Here is a 24171-nt window from a genome sequence, read left to right on the forward strand (position 1 = left end):
GGCTCAGAATTTTTCCTTGGTTTCCAGGTAGCGCCATTGCCCGGCCGGCAGCTTGCCCATGGCCACGCCGCCCAGGCGGATGCGGCGCATGCCGACCACCTGCAGGCCGACGCTACGGCACAGCAGTTCGATCAGGCCGGGTGCCGGGTTCTTGAGGACCATGCGCAGGCGCGTTTCGTTCTGCCAGCTGGCCTTGACCGCTGGCAGCTCCTGGCCCTTCCACTCGAAGCCGCGGTTCAGGCGCTCCAGGCCGTGCTTGATGATCTCGCCGCTGACTTCCACCACGTATTCCTGTTCCAGCTTGCGCAGGTCCGAGGTGATCTTGCGCTCGGTGCGCCAGTCCTGGGTGTACACCTGCAGGCCGCTGGCACCGGCTTGCAGCTCGGCCAGGCACTTGAGGCGGGCGAAATGCCCGCGCAGGGCACGGCGGCCTTCGGCATGGGCGGCGGAGAGAGTCTCGGGCGTCATGCCCTGGCGGCCGCTTTCGGCGTTCTGCCCGGCCTCCTGATGCAGCAGCAGGGTTACCGGCTCTGGCGCATCGGCCTTGGCGCCCGGCAGCAGGGCTACGACCTGCTGATCGACCTGGAACTGCGGCTCGTCGATGACCTCGCCATCCACGGTGACCCAGCCGCCACCGATATAGAGTTCGGCCTCGCGACGGGAGCAGCCCAGTTGGGCGATAAGGCGTTTGGAAAGGCGGGTGGTTTCAGACATTGAGGAGGGCCGTGTTGCGAAGGAATGGAAAGCATTGTAACCGGCTGCGGGGATGTGGCGGCCGGCTGAAAAAAACAAAGCCCCGGAAAGGGGCTTTGTCTGATCCGCTGAGGGCTTAGATCGGCTCGGCCCAGAGGTCGTACTCGTCGGCGTCCACCACCCGGCAGCGCACCTTGTCGCCCGGCTTGAAGCCGTGATCGCCGTCGATGAACACGTTGCCGTCGATTTCCGGGGCATCGAAGAAACTACGGCCTACCGAGCCCTGCTCCTCGACTTCGTCGATCAGCACTTCGATCTCGCGACCGATGCGCAGTTGCAGGCGGGCGCTGCTGATGGCCTGCTGGTGGGCCATGAAGCGGTCCCAGCGGTCCTGCTTGATCTCGTCCGGGACTTCGTCCAGGCCCAGGTCATTGGCCGGCGCGCCTTCCACAGGCGAGTACTGGAAGCAGCCGACGCGGTCGAGCTGGGCTTCGGTCAGCCAGTCCAGCAGGTACTGGAAGTCTTCCTCGGTTTCGCCGGGGAAGCCGACGATGAAGGTCGAGCGGATGATCAGGTCCGGGCACTGTTCGCGCCATTTCTTGATCCGCGCCAGGGTGCGGTCTTCGAAGGCCGGGCGCTTCATCGACTTCAGCACTTTCGGGCTGGCGTGCTGGAACGGGATGTCCAGGTACGGCAGGATCTTGCCGGCGGCCATCAGCGGGATCACGTCGTCCACGTTCGGGTACGGGTAGACATAGTGCAGGCGAACCCAGGCACCCAGGCTGCTGAGGGCTTCACACAGCTCCAGCATGCGGGTCTTGACCGGGCGGCCGTTCCAGAAGTCGGTCTTGTACTTGACGTCGACGCCGTAGGCGCTGGTGTCCTGGGAAATCACCAGGATCTCCTTGACCCCGGCCTTGACCAGGCGCTCGGCCTCGCTCAGCACTTCGCCGACCGGGCGGCTGACCAGCTTGCCGCGCATCGACGGGATGATGCAGAAGCTGCAGCTGTGGTTGCAGCCCTCGGAAATCTTCAGGTAGGCGTAGTGGCGCGGGGTCAGCTTGACGCCCTGTGGCGGCACCAGGTCGATCAGCGGGTTGTGGTCCTGGCGTGGCGGCACCACTTCGTGCACGGCGCTGACCACCTGCTCGTACTGCTGCGGACCGGTCACGGCCAGCACGCTCGGGTGCACGTCGCGGATATTGCCTTCCTCGACGCCCATGCAGCCGGTGACGATGACCTTGCCGTTTTCCTTGATGGCTTCGCCGATCACTTCCAGGGATTCGGCCTTGGCCGAGTCGATGAAGCCGCAGGTGTTGACCACCACCACATCAGCGTCCTGATAGGTAGGCACGACTTCGTAGCCTTCCATCCGCAGCTGGGTGAGGATGCGCTCGGAATCGACGAGGGCCTTCGGGCACCCGAGTGAGACGAACCCTACCTTCGGCGTGGTGGGAGTAGCGGTGGTGGACATGGCTAACCTCGGTGTAGAGGGGCTGCCGCGTGGATAACGAAAGGCAGCCCTGCTGGGCGCTTCCAGGCGCCTCTGATCAAAAAGTGCGCAATTCTAGCGAGCGTTCGCGTGCTTGACCAGCAGAAAAACGACGAATGCTGCGCTGGTTACCTCCAAGGCTATTGGGCGATGAGAATAGCTGCTTTTCCCGGCTCACCTCTCGCTTCAGCGATCCGACGAATCGCGAGGAGGAAGATCTCTTCTCCGCCAGGCTCGTCGATTTCCTCGAGCGCGGCAGCGAGATACTCAAGGGCAAAATCCTCGTCATCCCGCAGCATGCCGAGAACGCTGTCTTCATGAAACTGGGTACGAGCTGTCATTTCACTTCACCTTGTGAGATTTCCAGGAGTCTTGGTGGGATCGATGTGTTGTTGAACAGGCACCTCCTTGTGAGGTGGGAGAGGAGTGTAGCCACTGTCCAGTGGCATACGGCGGACGGAAATGTGAGCGTTTATTTAGTGCCTGGGTGAGAGCGTTCCTTGACGGCAGAGTCACCCAGCCAGCAGAAAAACGACGAACGCTGCGCTATGCTTCGCCGCGTTACGCCTGTGTCAATTTATGACAAGCGCAACGCGGTTCGGCCGACGGGAAAATTCATCGCGTCTGGCACGAGATTCACCGGTTTCCGGTTCTTTTTTGCGGGAGTGGTTGATGGGTCAGGCAAGCAGTGAAGCCGCTGCAGGGCATGGGGCGACCAAGTCGTTGGGCCTGCTGGTGGCAGCTGTCGGGGTGGTCTATGGCGATATCGGGACCAGCCCCTTGTATACCCTCAAGGAAGTCTTTACCGGCGGTTATGGGGTGCCGGTCAACCATGATGGTGTGTTGGGCATTCTTTCCCTGATCGCCTGGTCGCTGATCTGGGTGGTGTCGTTCAAGTACGTGACCTTCATCCTGCGCGCCGACAACCAGGGCGAGGGCGGGGTCATGGCCCTGACGGCCCTGGCGACCCGTGCGGCGGGGGCGCGGCCGAAGTTGAAGGCATTGATGGTGGCCTGCGGCCTGATCGGCGCCGCACTGTTCTATGGCGACAGCATGATCACCCCGGCGGTCTCGGTACTGTCCGCGGTGGAGGGGATGGAGCTGGCCTTCGACGGCATCGATCACTGGGTGGTGCCCATCGCCCTGATCGTGCTGGTGGCACTGTTCCTGGTGCAGAAACACGGCACGGCGAAGATCGGCATCCTCTTTGGGCCGGTGATGGTCACCTGGTTCGTGGTGCTGGGGCTGCTCGGCCTGCACGGCATCTCGCAGAGCCCCGAGGTGCTCAAGGCGTTCAACCCGGTGTGGGCGGTGCGCTTCTTCATCGTCCATCCGGGCATTGGCGTGGCCGTCCTCGGCGCCGTGGTGCTGGCACTGACCGGCGCCGAAGCGCTGTACGCCGACATGGGGCATTTTGGCCGCAAGCCCATTGCCCGTGCCTGGTTCGCCCTGGTGTTGCCGGCCCTGGTGCTGAACTACTTTGGCCAGGGCGCCTTGCTCCTGCAGAACCCGGACGCCGCGCGCAATCCGTTCTATCTGCTGGCGCCATCCTGGGCCCTGCTGCCGCTGATCGCGCTGGCCACCCTGGCCACGGTGATCGCCTCCCAGGCAGTGATTTCCGGAGCCTTCTCCCTGACCCGCCAGGCCATCCAGCTCGGCTATATCCCGCGCATGCAGATCCAGCACACCTCCAGTGACGAGCAGGGGCAGATCTACATCGGTGCGGTGAACTGGTCGCTGATGGTGGCGGTGGTCCTGCTGGTGATCGGCTTCGAGTCCTCCGGCGCCCTGGCTGCGGCCTATGGCGTGGCGGTGACCGGTACCATGCTGATGACTACGTTGCTGGTCTCGACGGTGATGCTGCTGTTGTGGAAATGGCCGCCGCTGCTGGCCGTGCCGATTCTCATCGGTTTCCTGCTGGTGGACGGTCTGTTCTTCGCCGCCAACCTGCCCAAGGTGGTCCAGGGCGGTGCCTTCCCGGTATTGGCCGGCGCGGTGTTGCTGTTGTTGATGAGTACCTGGAAGCGCGGCAAGCAGATCCTGGTGGAGCGGATCGACGAAGGTGCGCTGCCCCTGCCGGTGTTCATCGGCAGTATTCGCGTGCAGCCACCGCATCGGGTTGAAGGGACCGCAGTGTTCCTCACCGCGCGGGCAGATGCCGTGCCGCACGCGCTGTTGCACAATCTGCTGCATAACCAGGTGCTGCACAGCCAGGTGGTGCTGTTGACCGTGGTCAGCGAAGACCGGCCGCGGGTGCCGGAGCAGGAGCGTTTCGAAGTTGAGGCGTATGGCGACGGTTTCTTCCGGGTGCTGCTGCACTTCGGCTTTATGGACGAGCCCGACGTACCGGCGGCGTTGCGCCTGTGTCACCTGGACGAGCTGGACTTCAGTCCGATGCGCACGACCTATTTCCTCAGTCGGGAGACGGTGATCGCGTCGCGGCTGGAAGGCATGGCGCGGTGGCGGGGGAATCTGTTCGCCTTCCTGCTGAAGAATGCCAACGGTAATTTGCGGTTCTTCAATCTGCCGTTGAACCGGGTGATCGAGTTGGGGACTCAGGTCGAGATCTGAGGTGCTTTTGAGGGCCCTATCGCTGGCAAGCCAGCTCCCACAGGTCCAGCGGTGCACGCGATACCTGTGGGAGCTGGCTTGCCAGCGATGGGGGCCTAAGGCCTACATCAATTTTGCTCAGCCACGCTGGTCTTTCCCTGACGGCTTTCGATCTCCCCGATCAGCTTGCGCGCCAGCGCCGGGTAGTTCTCGTCGAAGTGGTGACCGCCCGGCAGCTTGAGCTTCTCGCCCACCGCCGTGTTCTCGGTGCAGCCGCTTTCGTCGGTTTCTTCCACGCCATACACGCAGAGCACCTTGGCCGCCGGCATCTTGGCCATTTCCGGACCGGTCGGGGCTTCCTTGCCTTCCTGGCCCAGCCAGCCTTCCACTTCGATCTCGAAACTGCCGCTGCGGGCAAAGGCCAGCAGGATCACGGCGTCGATGCGCTTCTGGTCTTCGGCGGGCAGGCGGTTGTAGATCGCCGGCAGAACGTCGGCGCCGAAGGAATAGCCGGTCAGGACGAAGCGCTTGGTGCCCCATTTCTGCCGGTAGTGCTGCATCAGTTCGGACAGGTCGACGGCGCTCTGCTCCGGGGTCTTGTGCTGCCAGTAGTAACGCAGGGTGTCGATGCCCACCACCGGGTAACCCAGCTTGGCCATTTCGCCGGCGACATCACGGTCGAGGTCGCGCCAGCCACCGTCACCCGAGAGGAACAGGGTCACGGTGTCGGTGGTCTGGCCGGCGGGAACCTCGACCACCGGGATGCTCATGGCATTGCCATCTTCGCCCAGCAGGGCCGTGGTCAATTGGGCCTTGAGCACTTGCGGCAGGTGCACGTCGTAGTCGGAGATGCTGGTCTCGGCATTGGCCTGGTCGCGCACGAAGGCGGCGCTGGCGTCGTCCGGGTTGTCGTTCCAGGCCACGTTCCAGTGGCCGTGTGGCGCCGACTTGGCGACCGGAAGGGTGCAGCCCGGACGCTCCAGGTTGAAGTCCACGGAAATCGCCTGGGCCTTGTCGTCTTTCTGCGCGGCCAACCAGTCCCAGGCCAGGTTGGCGCCAGGGCCGATACCGGCGACCAGGGTCGGGGCGCCCTTGAGCTGGTCGGTGGCGAGTTGCACGGCCTTTTGCTGCAGGTTGCAGTCGCCCAGCGGCAGTCTGACCTGGACCAATTGCGCTTCACCGCTCTGGCTCAGGTCCAGCAGTTGCTTGTCGCTCAGCAGTTGATCCTGCGGCGAGGCGATCACTACCCGGGCCTTGGCCTCGGTGCCGGGGATGACGCGTACCGCATTGCTGCCGTCGCCGAGGGTGATGTGCTCCAGATGGGCCTGCGGAGCGGGACGGGTCCACAGCCAGAAGCCTGCCGCTGCTGCCAGCAGCGCCGCGAGCAGCGCGCCGAGCAGGTAATACCAGTAACGTCGAATCATCAGCGTTTCACCAATCCTGTAAGACCGCCCGCGATCAGGGCGGCGGTATCGGCCAGTGCGACCAGCGGATCGAGTCCGGCAGGGACGGCCATGTAACGGGGTTCCCAGTCAGGCTGGAATTTGTCTTTGAAGCGGCGCAGGCCCTGGAAGTTGTAGAGCTGCTCGCCGCGCTGGAACACCATCGAGCCCAAACGCTGGGTCAGTGGCGCGCCGCGCCGCGGCTGCAGGCCCGAGAGGGGCACCATGCCAAGGCTGAAGCGGGCATATCCATGCTGTTTATAATGTTGGATCAGGCCGATCATCATGAATTCCATGGTCAGCTTCGGCGCCTCCGGATGGGCGCGCATCAAGTCGAGACTGGCCAGCTCGCGACTGTGGGTTTCCAGCAGGTTGGCAAACGCCACCGGTTGGCCCTGGAAGCGGATCAGGGCGATGCGGAAGTGTTGCAGGTATTCTTCGCTGAAGCGGCCAAGGGAGAAGCCCTTTTCCCGTACATTCTTGCCGGTGAGCCAGGCGTCGGAAATGGCCTTCAGCTCTTCCAGCGGCGCCTGGCCGGGTTCGTGGATCTCCAGGCTCAGGCCATCGCGGCCACCACGGTTCCAGGTGTAGCGCAGGTCCTTCATCTCCTTGCCCTTGGCTTCCAGGTCGAAGCGCAGCAGGTTGACCCGTGCTTCTTCGCCCAGCTTGATCGCGGTCAGGCCGATGTCCATGTAGAAGGGCAGGTTCTCCGCGCGCACCTGGTAGAACACCGGGCGGGCGTGGTGGATATCGCAGAGGTCGCGGAACTGCCAGATCATCTCGGCGCGGCGCTGGGTCGGGCCGATTGGGTCGTACAGCGCCACCAGGCTGCGGCCGCGGCGCGCGTACATCAGGAACGCGTCATCGTTGGGATGAAACAGCAGCGCCTTGTCCCCGGTCAGGGCCAGGCCGCCGTCAGGCTGGTCCGAAGCCAGCAGGATACGGTTGGCGCGCTGCAGCTCCTCGGCGGTCGGCAGGTGGATGGTGGGGCGGGCGGTGCGCAGCAGCCAGGTCAGGGCCAGTACCACCAACAGCACGGCGCTGCCCAGGGCCGAGCGCAAGCCGCGCGGTGCGTCGGCATCCAGGGTGAACTGCCACCAGAGTTGATGGCTGTAGGGCACGTCCTGGTAGGCGAACAGCAGCAACCAGATCGATGCCCCGACCACGCAGGCGCTGGCCACCAGGTAGACCGGCGAGAACGGCAGTTCCAGCAGGCGGCTCGGGCGATAGAACGAGCGGCGGAACAGGGCCAGCAGGCTCGCCGTGAAGATCATGATGCTGGCTTCTTCCCAGTCGAAGCCCTTGAGCAGGGAGAGCAGGGCGCCGACCAGCAGCAATATGGTGGTCAGCATCCAGGCCGCGGACAGACGGCGGCGCAGGCCCTGGGCCAGTAACAGGCAGAGCACACCGATCAGGCTGGCGCCGAAATGCGACGCGTCGATCAGGCGGTGCGGGATCAGGAAGCCGAGGTGCTTGAGGCGGGTATCGATCTCCGGGGTGGCGCCGGAAAACAGCAGGACCACGCCGGAGAGAAACACCAGCACTGCCAGCACCGGTGCGGCGAGGCCCGAAGCGACCTTGATTGCCTGCTGGGCAAAAAGGAAGCGCCGCGCTTCACTGGCCAGCAGGATCACGCAGGCCACCAGCATCGGCAGCAACACATAGATCAGGCGGTACAGCAGCAGGGCGGCAGCCAGCGGTGCGGCGCCCAACTGGTTGGCAAAGGCGGCGAGCAGGATCGCTTCGAAGACGCCGACGCCGCCTGGGACGTGACTGAGTACGCCAGCCGCCAGGGCCAGCAGGTAGACCAGCAGGAAGGCGCCGAAGGGCGGGGCTTCGGGCAGCAGCAGGTAAAGCACGGTTGCAGCGGCGGCCACGTCCAGCGCGGTGATGACCAGTTGCAGCAGGGTCAGCCTGGCGCCCGGCAGGCGCAGGGTACGGCGTCCGACCCGGGTCAGCAGGGCATGGGCGAACGGCTGTTCCGGCAGGCGACGACGATAGAGACCGTAGGCGAGGGCGGCGCTGAGCAGCAGGACCGCGATGGCAATGCTGCCGAGCACGCTGGCCGGCAGGCGCAGTGCTTCGGCCGCCGCCGGCAGGTTGCTCAGGGTCGCCAATGCTGCCAGGGGTGGCAGGGCGCAACCCAGCGACAGGCTGGCGAACAAGGTCATGCGCGCCACTTCGGCGGCACCGATGCCCTGGCGGGCATACAGGCGATAACGCACGGAACCGCCGGAAAGCAGCGACAGGCCGATGGCATTGCCGATGGCAAAGGCACAGAAACCGCCCATGACCAGGCTGCCCGCTGGCAGCCTGACATCGGCGTAGCGGCTCGCCGACCACTCGTAGCCGAGCAGGATCACGAAACCGACGACGGTCGCCAGCAAGGCACCGCCCAGCGCAGGCAGGGGCACGCTCAGCAACTGGTCGTGCAGGGCGTAGATATCCAGCTCGCTGAGCAGGTGACGACAGGCGATCAGGGCTATCCCGAACAACACCAGGGTCACGGCCAGGCCGATGGGTTGACGATACTTGCTCAGCAGATCGAGCCAGCGCAGACGGCTGGGGGCGATGGGATGGGCGGCGGTAACGGGAATGTCGGTTTCAGCGGTTGGGCGCATCAATCACCTCGGGGACTGTGCGCGACAGGATGGGAGTATCCGGTCAATTTACCAATCCCTATGGAATAATAATGTCTGAATATTACTAGCGTTCAGGCGGATCCGTGCCGGTCATGTTAGTTAAAGAATATTCACATTGCTGCCCGGGGGATCAGAGGCAGGCGAGGTTTTTCCGACGCATACGAAAAAGGCCAATCTTTCGATTGGCCTTTTTCTGTATCTGGTTGCGGGAGCCGGATTTGAACCGACGACCTTCGGGTTATGAGCCCGACGAGCTACCAGGCTGCTCCATCCCGCGTCTGATGGGTGCGCATTCTACAGCCTTGCTTCTGGCTGTCAATGCTTAATTGTTGATTTTCTTGAAAAACCTTCACGCCACTGATTTAGGGGCAAACGAAAAAGGCCAATCTTTCGATTGGCCTTTTTCTTGAATCTGGTTGCGGGAGCCGGATTTGAACCGACGACCTTCGGGTTATGAGCCCGACGAGCTACCAGGCTGCTCCATCCCGCGCCTGTGGGATCGAATTCTACAGGGATGCATTTCCCTGTCAAGCAAAAGCTGAAAAAAATCCTTTCTTCTTCAAATGGTTAGCATTCCTGAGCGTTTCACTGGCGCTGGGTGTCAGAGCGCAGCCGCGCTAACCGGGGGTTATGCAGAGGTTTGATGCGGCCGGGCAGGGCGAGTGAGATACTGCGCGTACGATTTTTCTGCATTAACGGTCATCCATGCGCCAACGCAAGATCATTCATATCGACTGCGATTGCTTCTACGCGGCCATCGAGATGCGTGACGACCCGCGTCTGGCAGGGCGACCGCTGGCGGTGGGCGGTTCGGCGGAGCGGCGTGGGGTGATCGCCACCTGCAACTACGAAGCCCGTGCTTTCGGGGTGCGTTCGGCGATGTCGTCGCGGCATGCCTTGGGCCTGTGTCCGGACCTGTTGATCGTCAAGCCGCGGATGGATGCCTATAAGGAAGCCTCCCGGGAAATCCACAATGTGTTCCGTGAATACACCGACCTGATCGAGCCATTGTCGCTGGACGAAGCCTATCTGGACGTAACCGACAGCCAGCGCTGTTCCGGCAGCGGCACCCTGATTGCCCAGGACATTCGCCGCAAGATATCCCAGCGCCTGCATATCACCGTCTCCGCCGGTGTTGCGCCGAACAAGTTCCTGGCCAAGATCGCCAGCGACTGGCGCAAGCCCAACGGCTGCTTCGTGATTACCCCGGGGGAAGTCGAGGACTTCGTCGCCGAGCTACCCGTGAGCAAGCTGCATGGGGTGGGCAAGGTGACGGCGGACAAGCTGCATCGCCTGGGTATCGTGACCTGTCTCGATCTTCGGCAGTGGGAGCGCCTGACGCTGGTGCGGGAATTTGGTGGGTTTGGCGAGCGTTTGTTCAACCTGGCCCGTGGGATCGATGAGCGCCCGGTGCAGAACGATAGTCGGCGCCAGTCTGTCAGCGTGGAAAATACCTACGACCAGGACCTGCCGGATCTGGCCAGTTGCCTGGAAAAACTGCCTGAACTGCTCGAATCGCTCAATGGCCGGATGGAGCGAATCGACAGCAGCTACCGTCCCGGCAAGCCGTTCGTGAAGGTCAAGTTCCATGACTTCAGCCAGACCACCCTGGAGCAGGCGGGGGCAGGGCGGGATCTGCAGAGCTACCAGCAGTTGCTCAGCCAGGCGTTTGCCCGGGGCGGGCGGCCGGTTCGCTTGCTGGGGATCGGTGTGCGTTTGCTGGATCTGCGGGGTGCCCATGAGCAGATGGAGCTGTTTCCCGCTTAAACCAATTGGGGCCGCAAAGCGGCCCCAAAACGGTTGCGTTTATTGTGCAGCAGGATCCGCCACCAGCCGGTGGGCATTCTTCCTCAACGATTGCAGGAACTCCTGTTGCAACTCAGGATCGTTGCGGGTCAGCTCGATCAGGCTCTGCTCCAGCTCGCTGGCTTCTTCCTCCAGGCCCAGGTCGGACAGGCGCTTGACCCGGTGTACCCACTGATTGACATCGTCGTCCTCGAGGTCGTCGAAAATCAGGTCGTGGGCTTCCACCAGCTTGCTGCGCAGGGTGCCGCTGACCAGCAGGCTGGCATCGGCACGTACTGCGCTGTCTTCATCGACCACGGACAGGTGCAGGGTGCCGATGTGAGTCAGATTCTGTTCGCTGAACGGGCTATCCAGCAGGTTCAGGCGCAGCACGCCGTTACGATCGGTGGTCAGCTCATGGTCCATCTTGCCGGCCTTGACCAGCACCGGGCGCTCGCTCCAGGGAACACTGCTGTATTCCTGGCGCTTGTCCTTCTGCACTTCGTCGATACCGGCCAGGTTCTGCTGGGCGCGGCCGTTGGACTGCACGTTCATGAACGGGTTGAGCCCGGCGAAGCCGTAGCTGAGCCAGTCGTGGGTCACGCTGTCGGGCAGGGTGCCCAGGGCGAAGATGTTCACCACATTGGCGCCGACCCCGGCCACCACCGCCACCGCGCCCAGCGGAATCTCGTAGATTTCCCGCCAGGGTTGATAAGGCGTGTAGCGATCATAGCGCCGGGTCACTTCGAACTCGGTGACTTCGAAGTTCTTCTGTTCATGGATGCGCACACGGCGTTGCGGCAGTTCGAGTACCTCTGGTTCCCCGACATCGATCTGCAGGCTGTGCTCGAGCAGCTTGCGCTCGATGCGTTCCTCGTGCTCGCTGCGCTGGGACATCTGGTTGGCGCAACCGCTGAGGAGCAGGGCGCCGCACAAGGCGGCGCCCCCGAAGGTAAAGGTACTTCGCTTGAACATGGCTACTCTGGCATTGGCTATCAGCGACGGATACGGGCTTGCAGGAAGGCGACGATGTCTGCCACCGGCAGCGATTGGGCCTCGCTTTCGGTGCGGTGCTTGTACTCCAGCTTGCCTTCGGCCAGGCCGCGGTCGCTGACCACGACGCGATGCGGGATGCCGATCAGCTCCATGTCGGCGAACTTGATGCCGGGACTGGTCTTCTTGTCGCGGTCGTCCAGCAGTACTTCGAAACCGGCGGCGGTCAGTTCGGCGTACAGCTTGTCGGTGGCCGCACGGACTTCCTCGGTTTCATAACGCAGCGGTACCAGGGCGATCTGGAACGGCGCCAGGGCGTCGCTCCAGATGATGCCCTTGTCGTCGTAGTTCTGCTCGATGGCGGCAGCGACTACGCGGGACACGCCGATGCCGTAGCAACCCATGGCCAGGGTGACCGGCTTGCCGTTCTCGCCCAGGACCTGGCACTTCAGCGCTTCGCTGTACTTGGTGCCGAGCTGGAAGATGTGCCCGACTTCGATGCCGCGCTTGATCTGCAGGGTGCCCTGGCCGTCCGGGCTTGGGTCGCCTTCGACCACGTTGCGCAGGTCGGCGACTTCCGGCACCGGCAGGTCGCGCTCCCAGTTCACGCCGAAGTAGTGCTTGTCATCGATGTTGGCGCCGATGGCGAAGTCGCTCATCAGGGCCACCGAACGGTCGATCACGCAAGGCAGTGGCAGGTTCAGCGGGCCGAGGGAGCCGGCGCCGGCGCCAATGGCCGCGCGCAGTTCTTCTTCGTTGGCCATGACCAGCGGTTCGGCGACCTGGGCCAGCTTGGTTGCCTTGATTTCGTTCAGCTCGTGGTCGCCACGGACAATCAGGGCCACCAGCTTGCCTTTCTCGGCGCCGTGGACGATCAGGGTCTTGATGGTGCGTTCGATCGGCAGATCGAAGCCTTCCACCAGGGCGGCGATGGTCTTGGTGTTCGGGGTGTCGACCAGGCGCAGGGCTTCGGTCGGCGCAGGGCGCACGGTTTCCAGTGGGATCGCCTCGGCTTTCTCGATGTTGGCCGCGTAGTCGGAGCTGTCGCTGAAGATCACATCGTCTTCACCGGACTCGGCCAGCACGTGGAATTCGTGGGAGTAGCTGCCACCGATCGAGCCGGTATCGGCCTGCACCGGACGGAAGTTCAGGCCCAGGCGGGTGAACACGTTGCAGTACGCCTGGTGCATGCGGTCGTAGGTTTCCTGCAGGGAAGCCTGGTCGGCATGGAAGGAATAGGCGTCCTTCATGATGAATTCGCGGCCGCGCATCAGGCCGAAGCGCGGGCGGATCTCGTCACGGAACTTGGTCTGGATCTGGTACATGTTCAGCGGCAGCTGCTTGTAGCTGCTCAGCTCGTTGCGGGCCAGGTCGGTGATCACTTCTTCGTGGGTCGGGCCAACGCAGAATTCACGGTTGTGGCGGTCTTTCAGGCGCAGCAGCTCGGGGCCGTACTGCTCCCAGCGACCGGATTCCTGCCACAGCTCTGCTGGCTGGATCGCCGGCATCAGCACTTCCAGGGCACCGGCGGCGTTCATTTCCTCGCGAACCACGGCTTCGACCTTGCGCATCACGCGCAGGCCCATCGGCAGCCAGGTGTACAGGCCGGAGGCGAGCTTGCGGATCATGCCGGCACGCAGCATGAGCTGGTGGCTGATGACGACCGCGTCGGAAGGGGTTTCTTTTTGTGTGGCGAGCAAATATTGACTGGTGCGCATGATAGGCCGTTGTCGGTTGCTTAACTGAAATGACCCCGCATTGTACGGGGGGGAATCGGTGACGTATAGGACGCAGGAAACCTAATCTGTCGTAAGTCGATGACGCAAATGAAAAAGCCCGGCAGGGCCGGGCTTTTTCGTACTGAGGTCCGTGGGCCAGAGGGCTTACAGGATGCTCAGTGGGTACTCGATGATCAGGCGCAGGTCGTTGTTGTCCGAAGCGTAGATGTTCTCATACGCATCGTTGGCACGGTACACAGCGTAGCGAACACGGAAGGACAGGTCTTTGGCCGGGCCTTCCTGCAGGACGTACTTGGTCTCGAGGTTCCACTCGTGCTCTTTGCCTTCGCCGTCTGCGGTTTCGATGTTGTCACCGTACACGTAGCGAGTCATGAAGCTCAGGCCCGGCACGCCATAGGAGGCCATGTTCAGGTCATAGCGAGCTTGCCAGGACTTCTCTTCCTGACCCACGAAGTCGGAGATCTGGATGGAGTTGGCCAGGAAGACAGTGCCGTTACCGTCTACACCGTAGTTGTAGCCGGTGTCACCGCTGGAGCGTTGATAAGCCAAGGTGAACTTGTGACCTTCCAGGCTATAGGCTGCTGCCAGGCTCCAGATCTTGTTGTCCTGTTCGCCGTACAGTGCTTGACCTTGGTCCTTGGTACGGTAGGCGTTGAAGTCGAAGTTCAGGGCCTGCTTGTCGTCGAACGGAACGGTCAGGTTCAGGTTGACGTATTGTTTCTTGAAGTAATCGTCGACATCCGACGCGGCGATGGTGCCGGTGAAGTTGTCGGTGAACGCATAGGTCGCGCCAGCGATGTTGGCAGAGGTCAGGCCCGGGGTGTTGCGGCCGTTGATGCTGTCGTGGCCCATGCCGGTCTGGGAGCTCAGCGAGGTGAAGCGGCCGACGTTCAGTTCCAGGCCCTTGATTTCCTTACTGGTGATCAAGGTACCGCGTGCCAGTTCAGGCAGGAGGCGGCTGTCATCGGTGGCGAAGACCGGGCTGGCTACGAACTGGTCACCATGCTTGAGCACGGTGTCGGAGATGCGAAACTTGACCGCTGCACCGCCTTTGCCTTGGGATTTTTCCGGGTTGCCGTCGCTGTCGTTGCGGAACAGGCCGTTGCCCGAAGCGCCGCTGGTGCGGCCCGAGCCGCCATCGAAGCGGACGGAGCCCATTGCAATGGCGTCCACGCCGACGCCTACAGTGCCTTGGGTGAAGCCGGATTCGAATACGCCCAGCAGTGAGGCGCCGCTGTCTTCGCGGTAGCCTTTGACGTCACCCTTGCTGTTCACGTTGGCGGCACCGTGCTTGAAGTCACGGTTCATGTACATTGCACGGGTTTTCACGTTCAGGGTGCTGTCTTCGACGAAACCCTTGGACTCCTCCTGGGAGGACGCTACAGCCAGTTGCGAGGTCCCGGCGGCTACGGCCAGGGCGATCATGCTCCACTTCATCACGCGCATCGTGATTTGCTCCTTTGGTTTTTAGGAAGATTACTGCTGCCCCACCTGGTTTTTTTATTGGGGCTGCTCTTTCTTGTTTGAATCGGCGGAAATGTATATCACGCCAATTGTCATGAGTGGTACTTGCGAATTGAACCTTTCGGTAACTTTATGGTCATGTCGCAAATAGTTATATCCATGTCGCATTCGGACTGCACAACTCCAGCGCTGTTTGGGATAGGGCAGAACCGCAGTTCATGCTGCCCTGACTCCCTGTCTACCCGTACAGCTGTTGTTATTTGTCGCACTTCACCTGCCTATGCAGATGGCGTGCCGTCCATGCCAGGGAGCAATGCAACAAGCGTGCTCAAAGCACCCTAGTGTTGACGAATTTTTCACATTTTCCAGTGCGATGACGGAAAAGGTCCGAAAAACCGGGGCCGAAAGAACGGTCGGCTCTTTCGTCGGTATTTTTTCGGAATAACGGAAAATCCGACCCCAAAGTCAGGACGTTACCGTTGCAAGGCTCTGAGTGGGTAATTTGTGGATACTCGACGCTCCGCAGCGGGTCGGTGAGCGCCATTTTGGTGCGGAAAGTAGCATTTTGTTACCGATGCCCGGAAACATGGGGTGAAACGCTTCGCCTGGCCGCTGTTTCAGGCCGCTTTTCGGTGCCTTCCCGCTCTCTCCGTGCCCGATCCGGGCAACAGGAGTATCCTGCGTTCATGCGCCGCGCAGGCGGATTGCACTGAATGATGAGGAGATTGCCCCGTGTTTGCTTTGGATCCGCGCCTTGAACAAGACACTTTCGCATTGGGAGACTTTCCTCTTTGCCGTTTATTACTTAGTAAGGATGCTAACTATCCATGGTTCATCCTTGTTCCGCGGCGTGCCGGCATCAGTGAAATATTTCAATTGGATGACAGTGAGCGTCAGCAACTTTGGAAAGAAACCGATTTCCTGAGCAAAACACTCAAGGATTGTTTTGCGGCCGACAAGATGAATGTCGCGGCACTGGGTAATGTAGTTAGCCAGCTACATATGCATGTGATCGTGCGCCGTCGCAATGATGCGGCATGGCCTGCGCCGGTGTGGGGGCAGAAACCTGCAAGCGAATACTCCGCCGATCAATTGAATGAAGTGCGTCGGTGTATTGCCCAGGTAATGGGCGATGACTTCCGTTTCGCGGAGGCTTGAGCGATGAGTCTTGAAGAGCGGGTAATGGAGCTGGAGAGTCGCCTGGCGTTCCAGGATGACACTCTGCTGGCGCTGAACGATGTGATCGTCGAGCAGCAGCGGGTGGTGGATCGCCTGCAGTTGCAGATGGCGGCCTTGCTCAAGCGTTACGAAGAGGTGATGGGGCAATACGAGGCCAGCGAAGAAGAAGCGCCGCCACCGCATTACTGAAATTTCGCACATAAAAAAGCCGCGATAGCCCACAAGCTTCGCGGCTTTTTCCGTTCAGCGATCAGCGCCGGGGAGCGGCGATCACGTCTTCGGCCTGCAAACCCTTGTCACGATTCATCACCGAGAACTCCACGCGCTGGCCTTCGACCAGTACCCGGTGGCCTTCGCCACGGATGGCGCGGAAGTGCACGAAGATATCGTCACCGGAGTCGCGGGAAATGAAGCCAAAGCCCTTGGACGTGTTGAACCACTTCACCGTACCGGTATCGCGGTTGCTCATGTCGTAGTGGGCGCTGCTGGTACTGCGGGCCTTGGCCGGGCTCATGAAGCCGGCGCAGAGGTGCAGCACCGCCGCGAACAGCGCGGCCAGCAGGGCGGCGAGGGCGCCCATGTCGAGTGCCAGCAGGGTCAGGGCCTGCAGGATCACTGCAAGCACCAGCAGCACGCTGGCGGCGATCTGCAGGTACTGGCGTGCGCCTTTGTAGTACTGCGGAACGAGGGGGGCGAGGATCAGGTTGGCCAGGCCGAGGAGTGCCAGGTAGATGGCGTCGGGTTGTTGCAGGTAGGGCGTGGTATCGGCCCTGAGGCTGGGTATGAAGGACAGCAGCAAGGCAGCTGCGCCCGTCAGGAGGTGGACGATCTTGAACATGGTGGTTTGGCTCGCATCTTATTAGGCGGATCACAGGATCAGCTGGGGCCACGGCGCGCGGTACATGAAAAAGCGCAAAAGCGTGGGGGTGCCAGCCTATGCACCATGGCGCTGACGATCAGCCATGGCGGCACGGCGTCTATTTAACAGCAAAGCCCGGGGCTACTCAAATCAGCGGGACACCCGGCGCAAAAGGCCTGCAGCGCTGTGTCGCGGGGTCGAGGCTGCGCGTGGGGAAAACTCTTGATACAGTGAGACCAGAGCTTGTCGACCCGAAAATCAGAGGAAGGAATTTTTACATGGCAATCGATATCGGAATCAGCCAGGAAGATCGCAAGTCCATCGCTGACGGCCTGTCCCGCCTGCTTGCCGACACCTATGTGCTCTACCTGAAGACCCACAACTTCCACTGGAACGTGACCGGTCCGAGCTTCCGTACCCTGCACCTGATGTTCGAAGAGCAGTACAACGAACTGGCGCTGGCCGTCGACTCGATCGCCGAGCGTATCCGCGCCCTGGGCTTCCCGGCGCCGGGCACCTACGCCCAGTACCTGCGTCTGGCTTCGATCAAGGAAACCGAAGGCGTGCCGAGCTCGGACGAGATGATCAAGTACCTGGTCGAAGGGCAGGAAGCCGTGGTGCGCACCGCGCGCAGCCTGTTCCCGCTGACCGACAAGGTCAGTGACGAGCCGACCGCCGACCTGCTGACCCAGCGCATGCAGGTCCACGAGAAAACCGCCTGGATGCTGCGCGTCCTGCTTGAGGAAAAGTGATCCTTCCCTGACGCGTACAGGGTGAGCACGAAGCCCGGCTTGCGGTTCTGCAGTCGGGCTTTTTTTGTGCCTGGCGGCTACGTCTGCCAAGGCCTGGAAGCATTTTCACAGGTTATCCGATAGGTCCCGCTTTGCCGATTGCTCCTACGTCAGGAGTGCAGGCGTCTGCTAGTGCGAAAAGATCCATCGGCGCTTCATGACGGGGCATGCGCGGCACCCTTGCCTGCGCTCCCTTTCCTGTCCTGGTGCGTGGTATGGCAATGTCCCGATCCCTGAATCAGAGCGTGCGCAAGCCTGGTGACGCGCGGAACATCGATATCGACCCGTTCGAATCGGATTTCAACATGCAGCTCGCCCAGCCGCTGTCCCGTTCGGTGCGCCTGAACGGCTTCGCCACCTGCCTGCGCCTGGAAAGCATCTACTGGGCGGTGCTGGAGCGGATCGCCCGGGCCAATGGCTGCACGGTCAATTCGGTGCTGTCCCATGTCGATCGGGAGGTGCACCTGCGCCACGGCGGGGTGAAGAACTTCTCCGGCCTGGTACGGGTGATCTGCGTGGTGTTCTTGCTGAACGGGGTCGATGAAGCCGACGAGCAGAGTGACGGGCAGCAATGAGCGCAGGCTGCACAGCCCCGGCTAACCATATATAATCCCGCCTTTTACTGTGCGGCGCGGCCCGCGCAGGGCTCACCGAGATACGCCCCATGCCTCTGTACGACTATCAATGCGGTTCCTGCAGCCACCAGATGGAAGTGCTGCAGAAGATCAGCGCGGCGCCGCTGACCGACTGCCCCGCCTGCCAGCAGCCCGAACTGAAGAAGGTGCTCTCCGCCCCCGGCTTTCGCCTGAGCGGCAAGGGCTGGTACGAAACCGACTTCAAGACCGGCACGAAAAAGAATCTGGCTGGCAGCGGCGACTGAGTTGAACTGTACTGCCCGGGTCTTGCACTATTGACCCTTTGCGGCCGCCAAGTGAAATCTGCGGCCTGAACGAATTCACGAATCACGAGAAGCGAAACCACCATCATGATGCGCAGCCACTATTGCGGCCAACTGAACGAGAGCCTGGACGGTCAGGAAATCACCCTTTGCGGCTGGGTCCATCGTCGTCGCGACCACGGCGGGGTGATCTTCCTCGACATCCGTGACCGCGAAGGCATGGCCCAGGTCGTGTTCGACCCGGATCGCGCAGACAGCTTCGCTGCCGCCGACCGTGTGCGCAGCGAATACGTGGTGAAGATCACCGGCAAGGTGCGTCCGCGTCCTGCCGGTGCCGTCAACCCGAACATGGCCTCCGGTGCCATCGAAGTCCTGGGTTACGAGCTGGAAGTGCTGAACGAAGCGGAAACCCCGCCGTTCCCGCTGAACGAATACTCCGACGTCGGCGAGGAAACCCGCCTGCGCTACCGCTTCATCGACCTGCGTCGCCCGGAAATGGCCGACAAGCTGCGTCTGCGTTCGCGCATCACTTCGAGCATCCGTCGCTTCCTCGACGAGAACGGCTTCCTCGACGTCGAAACCCCGATCCTGACCCGTGCTACCCCGGAAGGCGCCCGCGACTACCTGGTGCCGAGCCGTACCCACGCCGGCAGCTTCTTCGCCCTGCCGCAATCGCCTCAGCTGTTCAAGCAACTGCTGATGGTCGCCGGCTTCGACCGCTACTACCAGATTGCCAAGTGCTTCCGTGACGAAGACCTGCGTGCCGACCGCCAGCCAGAATTCACCCAGATCGACATCGAGACCAGCTTCCTTGATGAATCGGAGATCATGGGCCTGACCGAGAGCATGATCCGCAAGCTGTTCAAGGAAGTCCTGGACCTGGAATTCGGCGAATTCCCGCACATGACCTTCGAAGAAGCCCAGCGCCGCTACGGTTCCGACAAGCCTGACCTGCGTATCCCGCTGGAACTGGTCGACGTTGCCGACCAACTGAAGGACGTCGACTTCAAGGTCTTCGCCGGCCCGGCCAACGATCCGAAATGCCGCGTCACCGCCCTGCGCCTGCCAGGCGGCGCGAGCATGCCGCGCAGCAAGATCGACGAGTACACCAAGTTCGTCGGCATCTACGGTGCCAAGGGCCTGGCGTACATCAAGGTCAACGAGCGCGCCAAGGGCGTCGAAGGCCTGCAGTCGCCGATCGTCAAGAACATCCCGGAAGCCAACCTGAACGTGATCCTCGATCGCGTCGGCGCGGTCGATGGCGACATCGTCTTCTTCGGTGCCGACAAGACCAAGATCGTCAGCGAGGCCCTGGGCGCGCTGCGTATCAAGCTGGGTGCCGACTTCAACCTGTACACCTGCGAGTGGGCGCCAATGTGGGTCGTCGACTTCCCGATGTTCGAGGAAAACGAAGACGGCAGCTTCACCGCGCTGCACCACCCGTTCACCGCGCCGAAGTGCACCCCGGAAGAGCTGGAGGCCAACCCGGCCACCGCACTGTCCCGCGCTTACGACATGGTCCTGAACGGCACCGAGCTGGGTGGCGGTTCGATCCGTATCCACCGCAAGGAAATGCAACAGGCGGTATTCCGTCTGCTGGGTATCGAAGCGGCTGAACAGGAAGAGAAGTTCGGCTTCCTGCTCGACGCCCTGAAGTTCGGCGCTCCGCCACACGGCGGCCTGGCCTTCGGTCTGGACCGCCTGGTCATGCTGATGACCGGCGCCCAGTCGATCCGTGAAGTGATCGCCTTCCCGAAAACCCAGAGCGCCGCGTGCGTCATGACCCAGGCCCCTGGCCTGGTCGACGCCAAGGCCCTGCGCGAGCTGCACATCCGTCTGCGCGAAACGCAGAAGGCTGAGTAAGCGGTCCTGAAAGGCGCATCCCACGGGATGCGCCTTTGCTTTAAGGCACCCGATTTAATTGTGTCTTCCCGCATCGAGCCGGGAGGGCGCGTGATTTTGTTTCAAGGATTTTTGGAGTCAGTTATGGCGGGTCATTCCAAGTGGGCGAACATCAAGCACCGCAAAGAGCGCCAGGATGCCAAGAGAGGCAAGATCTTCACCAAGTGGATTCGTGAGCTGACCGTCGCTGCCAAGCAGGGCGGGGGCGATCCGTCGTCCAACCCGCGTCTGCGCCTGGCCCTGGACAAGGCGCTGGGGGCGAACATGAGCCGCGATATCATCGACCGTGCCGTCGCCCGTGGCGCCGGCACCGCCGAAGCGGACAACGTCGAAGAGCTGAGCTACGAGGGCTACGGCCCGGGCGGCGTGGCGATCATGGTCGAAGCCATGACCGACAACCGCAACCGTACCGCTGCCGCCGTGCGTCATGCGTTCAGCAAGTGTGGCGGCAACCTCGGCACCGACGGTTCCGTGGCCTACCTGTTCGAGCGCAAGGGCCAGATCAGCTTCGCCGAAGGCGTCGACGAAGACGCGCTGATGGAAGCGGCGATGGAAGCCGATGCCGACGATGTAGTCAGCAATGGCGACGGTTCCTTCGACGTGTTCACCTCGTTCGCCAGCTTCTATGCCGTGCGCAGCGCCCTGGAAGCCGCGGGTTTCAAGGCCGCCGATGCGGAAATCGTCATGCAACCGACCACCAGCGCCGAGCTGGACCTGGACGGCGCGCAGAAGGTGCTGAAGCTGATCGACATGCTGGAAGACCTGGACGACGTGCAAAACGTCTATTCCAATGCTGAAATTCCTGACGAGGTCATGGAAAAACTCGGCTGAAGTGTTTTTTGGGTTGTCCGAGGCCGGTCCCGCCTGCAAGGTGGGGCCGGCTTTTGTATTTGCAGATGAAGCAGGCTTATGACTCTGATTCTAGGTATCGACCCCGGCTCGCGGATTACCGGCTACGGTGTGGTGCGCCATACCGGGCGCGGCTGCGAGTACGTGGCGTCGGGATGTATCCGCACCGGCAGCGGCGAGCTGCATGAGCGTTTGCAGATCGTTTTTCGCGGGGTGAGTGAAGTCATCCGCCTGCACGGCCCGGTGACGATGGGCATCGAACGGGTGTTCATGGCGCGCAACGCCGACTCGGCGCTCAAGCTCGGCCAGGCCCGCGGTGCGGCTATCGTCGCGGCGGCCGAGGCCGGGCTGGAAATCGCCGAATACACGGCCAGTCAGGTCAAGCAGGCCGTGGCTGGTAGTGGTGGGGCCAACAAGGAAGCGGTGCAGATGATGGTCATGCACCTGCTCAAGCTGACCCAGAAACCGCAGATCGATGCCTCCGACGCCCTGGCCATCGCCCTGTGTCACGCTCACACCCGCTCCAGCCTGGTGCCGCATGGCCTGGGTGTCGCGCGCAGTCGCAACGGACGCCTGCGTCTCTGATAGCATCCCGGCTTTATATAGAAGCGCCGCTGGCTGATCGCGGCGCTCACGAGAAAGGACCTGAACGTGATTGGACGTTTGCGCGGCACCCTGGCTGAAAAGCAGCCGCCGCACCTGATTGTCGATGTCAATGGCCTCGGCTACGAGCTGGAAGTGCCGATGACTACGCTCTATCGCCTGCCGAAGGTGGGGGAGAGCGTGACCTTGCACACCCACCTGATCGTGCGCGAGGATGCCCACCTGCTGTATGGCTTCTCTGAAAAGCGCGAGCGAGAGCTGTTCCGCGAGCTGATCCGGCTCAATGGTGTCGGCCCCAAGCTGGCGCTGGCGCTGATGTCGGGGCTGGATGTCGATGAACTGGTGCGCTGCGTCCAGGCCCAGGACACCTCGGCGCTGGTCAAGGTGCCGGGCGTGGGCAAGAAGACCGCCGAACGCCTGCTGGTCGAGCTGAAGGACCGCTTCAAGGCCTGGGAAACCGTGCCGAGCATGTTCCAACTGGTGCCGAATGGTCCAGCGCCTCTGGCGACCGTCTCCACCGCTGAAGCCGATGCGGTCAGCGCCCTGATTTCCCTGGGCTACAAGCCGCAGGAGGCCAGCCGTGCGGTGGCCGCCGTGGACGCCAAGGGCCTGAGCAGCGAAGAGCTGATCCGGCGCAGCCTGAAAGGGATGATTTAAGTGATCGAAGCCGACCGTTTGATAACCGCCACCGGCCGCGACCGGGAAGAAGTCCAGGATCGGGCGATCCGTCCGCTGCGCCTGGCCGAGTACATTGGCCAGCCGGTGGTGCGCGAGCAGATGGCCCTGTTCATCCAGGCGGCGCGCAATCGCAGCGAATCCCTCGACCACACCCTGATCTTCGGCCCGCCGGGGCTGGGCAAGACCACCCTGGCCAATATCATCGCCCAGGAAATGGGGGTGTCGATCAAGAGCACCTCCGGGCCGATCCTGGAGCGTCCGGGAGACCTGGCGGCGCTGCTGACCAACCTCGAGCCTCACGATGTGCTGTTCATCGACGAGATCCATCGCCTGTCGCCGGTGGTCGAGGAGGTGCTGTATCCGGCCATGGAGGACTTCCAGCTCGACATCATGATCGGCGAAGGCCCGGCCGCACGCTCGATCAAGCTGGACCTGCCGCCCTTTACCCTGGTCGGCGCCACCACCCGCGCCGGCATGCTGACCAACCCGCTGCGTGACCGCTTCGGTATCGTCCAGCGTCTTGAGTTCTACAGCAACGCCGACCTGGCCACGATCGTCAGCCGTTCCGGCGGGATTCTCGGCCTGCCGATCGAGGACGAGGGCGCTTTCGAGATCGCCCGGCGTGCCCGCGGCACGCCGCGGATCGCCAACCGCCTGCTGCGTCGAGTGCGTGATTACGCCGAGGTGCGTGGCAAGGGCGAGATCACCAAGGCGGTCGCGGACATGGCGCTGAACCTGCTGGATGTCGATGAACGTGGCTTCGACCACCAGGACCGACGTCTCTTGCTGACCATGATCGAGAAGTTCGACGGTGGCCCGGTAGGCGTGGACAGTCTTGCTGCTGCAATCAGCGAAGAGCGCCATACCATCGAGGATGTGCTGGAGCCGTACCTGATCCAGCAGGGCTATATCATGCGTACTCCGCGTGGTCGTGTGGTGACCCGGCATGCCTACCTGCATTTCGGCCTGAACATTCCGAAACAGCTCGGTGAAGCATCTGGTAGTGATTTTTCCGATTCAGATGATGAGTGACAGATTTATCTTGCGGTTTTGTGGTCCTAATCGCCGACTGGCACTGACGGCGCTAGCAATACGACATGATCCGCAAAAACAGTTGGTTGGGCGGATTGGCAAGCTGAGGAGTTAGCACTAGAGTATGCGCGCGCAAAATGGGGTCGAGCCGTTCGCACATCGCTGTCGTGTCTATTACGAGGACACCGATGCGGGCGGCGTGGTGTATTACGTCAATTATCTGAAATTCATGGAGCGCGCCCGCACCGAAAGGCTGCGTGACCTGGGCTTTGCCCAGTCGCAACTGGCGCAGCAGAACACCTTGTTCGTGGTTCATTCCAGCGAAGCGCGCTACCACGCGCCGGCCCGGCTGGACGACGAATTGCGGGTCACCGCACAAGTGCTTGAATTGAATCGTGCCAGCCTGCGTTTCGTGCAGCAGGTCTGGCGCGAAAGTGATGCAACGCTGCTCTGTGAAGGGCAGTTCCTGGTGGCCTGTGTGCGCGCCGATACCTTCAAACCCCGGGCTATTCCCCCCGAACTGCGAGCGGCCTTCAGCGAGGCGGGCAGTGCGGGCATTCATACAAACGCAGGAGATTAA

General features: G+C 62.1%; 22 protein-coding genes and 2 tRNA genes. 13 read left to right on the forward strand and 11 right to left on the reverse strand.

Annotated features, from left to right (window positions below; all coding sequences use genetic code 11):
• Positions 1-3: 3 nt before the first annotated feature.
• The 3 genes from AC2CQI_RS27135 to AC2CQI_RS27145 form a co-directional block, all read right to left on the reverse strand.
• Positions 4-714 (reverse strand): rRNA pseudouridine synthase, encoded by a 711-nt coding sequence (locus AC2CQI_RS27135; RefSeq protein ID WP_075806159.1) that lies wholly within the window; start codon positions 712-714, stop codon positions 4-6.
• Between the two features lie 115 nt (positions 715-829).
• The gene (gene rimO / locus AC2CQI_RS27140) at positions 830-2167 is read right to left on the reverse strand and encodes a 30S ribosomal protein S12 methylthiotransferase RimO (RefSeq protein ID WP_484578438.1); all 1338 of its coding nucleotides are present in this window, start codon (positions 2165-2167) and stop codon (positions 830-832) included.
• Positions 2168-2325: 158 nt separating this feature from the next.
• Positions 2326-2526 carry a hypothetical protein gene (locus AC2CQI_RS27145; RefSeq protein WP_372239146.1) on the reverse strand — a complete coding sequence of 67 codons (201 nt, stop codon included), beginning with the start codon at positions 2524-2526 and terminating at the stop codon, positions 2326-2328.
• A 331-nt stretch (positions 2527-2857) separates the two neighbouring features.
• Between AC2CQI_RS27145 and AC2CQI_RS27150 the strand changes: the two genes are divergently transcribed.
• A complete protein-coding gene (locus AC2CQI_RS27150) occupies positions 2858-4756 on the forward strand; it encodes a potassium transporter Kup (protein WP_075806157.1) in 1899 nt (632 codons plus the stop codon).
• A gap of 107 nt (positions 4757-4863) precedes the next feature.
• Here the strand turns inward: AC2CQI_RS27150 and AC2CQI_RS27155 are convergent, their stop codons facing one another.
• The 4 genes from AC2CQI_RS27155 to AC2CQI_RS27170 all read right to left on the reverse strand — a co-directional run bounded on the left by AC2CQI_RS27155 (position 4864) and on the right by AC2CQI_RS27170 (position 9309).
• The gene (locus AC2CQI_RS27155; protein ID WP_484578439.1) at positions 4864-6159 is read right to left on the reverse strand and encodes a virulence factor family protein; all 1296 of its coding nucleotides are present in this window, start codon (positions 6157-6159) and stop codon (positions 4864-4866) included.
• The gene (mprF, locus tag AC2CQI_RS27160; protein WP_484578440.1) at positions 6159-8798 is read right to left on the reverse strand and encodes a bifunctional lysylphosphatidylglycerol flippase/synthetase MprF; all 2640 of its coding nucleotides are present in this window, start codon (positions 8796-8798) and stop codon (positions 6159-6161) included. The genes AC2CQI_RS27155 and mprF overlap by 1 nt, the downstream gene beginning before the upstream one ends.
• A gap of 221 nt (positions 8799-9019) precedes the next feature.
• Positions 9020-9096, reverse strand: a tRNA-Met gene (locus tag AC2CQI_RS27165).
• Between the two features lie 136 nt (positions 9097-9232).
• A tRNA-Met gene (locus AC2CQI_RS27170) sits at positions 9233-9309 on the reverse strand.
• 215 nt (positions 9310-9524) lie between these two features.
• Between AC2CQI_RS27170 and dinB the strand changes: the two genes are divergently transcribed.
• Positions 9525-10586 carry a DNA polymerase IV gene (gene dinB, locus AC2CQI_RS27175; RefSeq protein ID WP_484578441.1) on the forward strand — a complete coding sequence of 354 codons (1062 nt, stop codon included), beginning with the start codon at positions 9525-9527 and terminating at the stop codon, positions 10584-10586.
• 39 nt (positions 10587-10625) lie between these two features.
• Here dinB and AC2CQI_RS27180 read toward each other — a convergent pair whose 3' ends face one another.
• From AC2CQI_RS27180 to AC2CQI_RS27190, 3 genes are all read right to left on the reverse strand, one after another.
• Positions 10626-11579 (reverse strand): hypothetical protein, encoded by a 954-nt coding sequence (locus tag AC2CQI_RS27180; RefSeq protein WP_484578442.1) that lies wholly within the window; start codon positions 11577-11579, stop codon positions 10626-10628.
• A 20-nt stretch (positions 11580-11599) separates the two neighbouring features.
• Positions 11600-13315, reverse strand: a complete 1716-nt coding sequence (locus tag AC2CQI_RS27185; protein ID WP_484578443.1) for a proline--tRNA ligase — start codon at positions 13313-13315, stop codon at positions 11600-11602.
• 165 nt (positions 13316-13480) lie between these two features.
• Positions 13481-14782: an OprD family porin gene (locus tag AC2CQI_RS27190; RefSeq protein WP_484578444.1), complete on the reverse strand. Its 1302-nt coding sequence runs from the start codon at positions 14780-14782 to the stop codon at positions 13481-13483.
• A 750-nt stretch (positions 14783-15532) separates the two neighbouring features.
• Between AC2CQI_RS27190 and AC2CQI_RS27195 the strand changes: the two genes are divergently transcribed.
• Together AC2CQI_RS27195 and AC2CQI_RS27200 are read left to right on the forward strand one after the other, a co-directional pair.
• Positions 15533-15958 (forward strand): HIT family protein, encoded by a 426-nt coding sequence (locus tag AC2CQI_RS27195; RefSeq protein WP_075806150.1) that lies wholly within the window; start codon positions 15533-15535, stop codon positions 15956-15958.
• A 3-nt stretch (positions 15959-15961) separates the two neighbouring features.
• Positions 15962-16168, forward strand: a complete 207-nt coding sequence (locus AC2CQI_RS27200; protein ID WP_075806149.1) for a SlyX family protein — start codon at positions 15962-15964, stop codon at positions 16166-16168.
• Between the two features lie 61 nt (positions 16169-16229).
• Here AC2CQI_RS27200 and AC2CQI_RS27205 read toward each other — a convergent pair whose 3' ends face one another.
• On the reverse strand, positions 16230-16817 hold the full coding sequence (locus tag AC2CQI_RS27205; RefSeq protein ID WP_484578445.1) for a cold-shock protein: 588 nt from the start codon (positions 16815-16817) through the stop codon (positions 16230-16232).
• Positions 16818-17116: 299 nt separating this feature from the next.
• Here AC2CQI_RS27205 and AC2CQI_RS27210 point away from each other — a divergent pair, with 299 nt between their 5' ends.
• From AC2CQI_RS27210 to ybgC, 9 genes are all read left to right on the forward strand, one after another.
• Positions 17117-17590 carry a Dps family protein gene (locus AC2CQI_RS27210; protein ID WP_009402123.1) on the forward strand — a complete coding sequence of 158 codons (474 nt, stop codon included), beginning with the start codon at positions 17117-17119 and terminating at the stop codon, positions 17588-17590.
• A gap of 260 nt (positions 17591-17850) precedes the next feature.
• On the forward strand, positions 17851-18204 hold the full coding sequence (locus tag AC2CQI_RS27215) for a ribbon-helix-helix domain-containing protein (RefSeq protein ID WP_075806295.1): 354 nt from the start codon (positions 17851-17853) through the stop codon (positions 18202-18204).
• An 89-nt stretch (positions 18205-18293) separates the two neighbouring features.
• Positions 18294-18509 (forward strand): FmdB family zinc ribbon protein, encoded by a 216-nt coding sequence (locus AC2CQI_RS27220; protein ID WP_075806147.1) that lies wholly within the window; start codon positions 18294-18296, stop codon positions 18507-18509.
• Between the two features lie 105 nt (positions 18510-18614).
• Entirely contained in the window at positions 18615-20390 is a 1776-nt protein-coding gene (gene aspS, locus AC2CQI_RS27225) for an aspartate--tRNA ligase (RefSeq protein WP_075806146.1), read from the forward strand.
• Positions 20391-20513: 123 nt separating this feature from the next.
• Entirely contained in the window at positions 20514-21260 is a 747-nt protein-coding gene (locus AC2CQI_RS27230) for a YebC/PmpR family DNA-binding transcriptional regulator (protein WP_075806145.1), read from the forward strand.
• Positions 21261-21338: 78 nt separating this feature from the next.
• Entirely contained in the window at positions 21339-21863 is a 525-nt protein-coding gene (ruvC, locus tag AC2CQI_RS27235) for a crossover junction endodeoxyribonuclease RuvC (protein ID WP_075806144.1), read from the forward strand.
• A 66-nt stretch (positions 21864-21929) separates the two neighbouring features.
• Positions 21930-22538: a Holliday junction branch migration protein RuvA gene (gene ruvA, locus AC2CQI_RS27240; protein ID WP_075806143.1), complete on the forward strand. Its 609-nt coding sequence runs from the start codon at positions 21930-21932 to the stop codon at positions 22536-22538.
• Positions 22539-23591 (forward strand): Holliday junction branch migration DNA helicase RuvB, encoded by a 1053-nt coding sequence (gene ruvB / locus AC2CQI_RS27245; protein WP_075806142.1) that lies wholly within the window; start codon positions 22539-22541, stop codon positions 23589-23591.
• Positions 23592-23715: 124 nt separating this feature from the next.
• Entirely contained in the window at positions 23716-24171 is a 456-nt protein-coding gene (gene ybgC / locus AC2CQI_RS27250; RefSeq protein WP_075806141.1) for a tol-pal system-associated acyl-CoA thioesterase, read from the forward strand.

Source organism: Pseudomonas sp. P2S-1 (genome assembly GCF_057197725.1).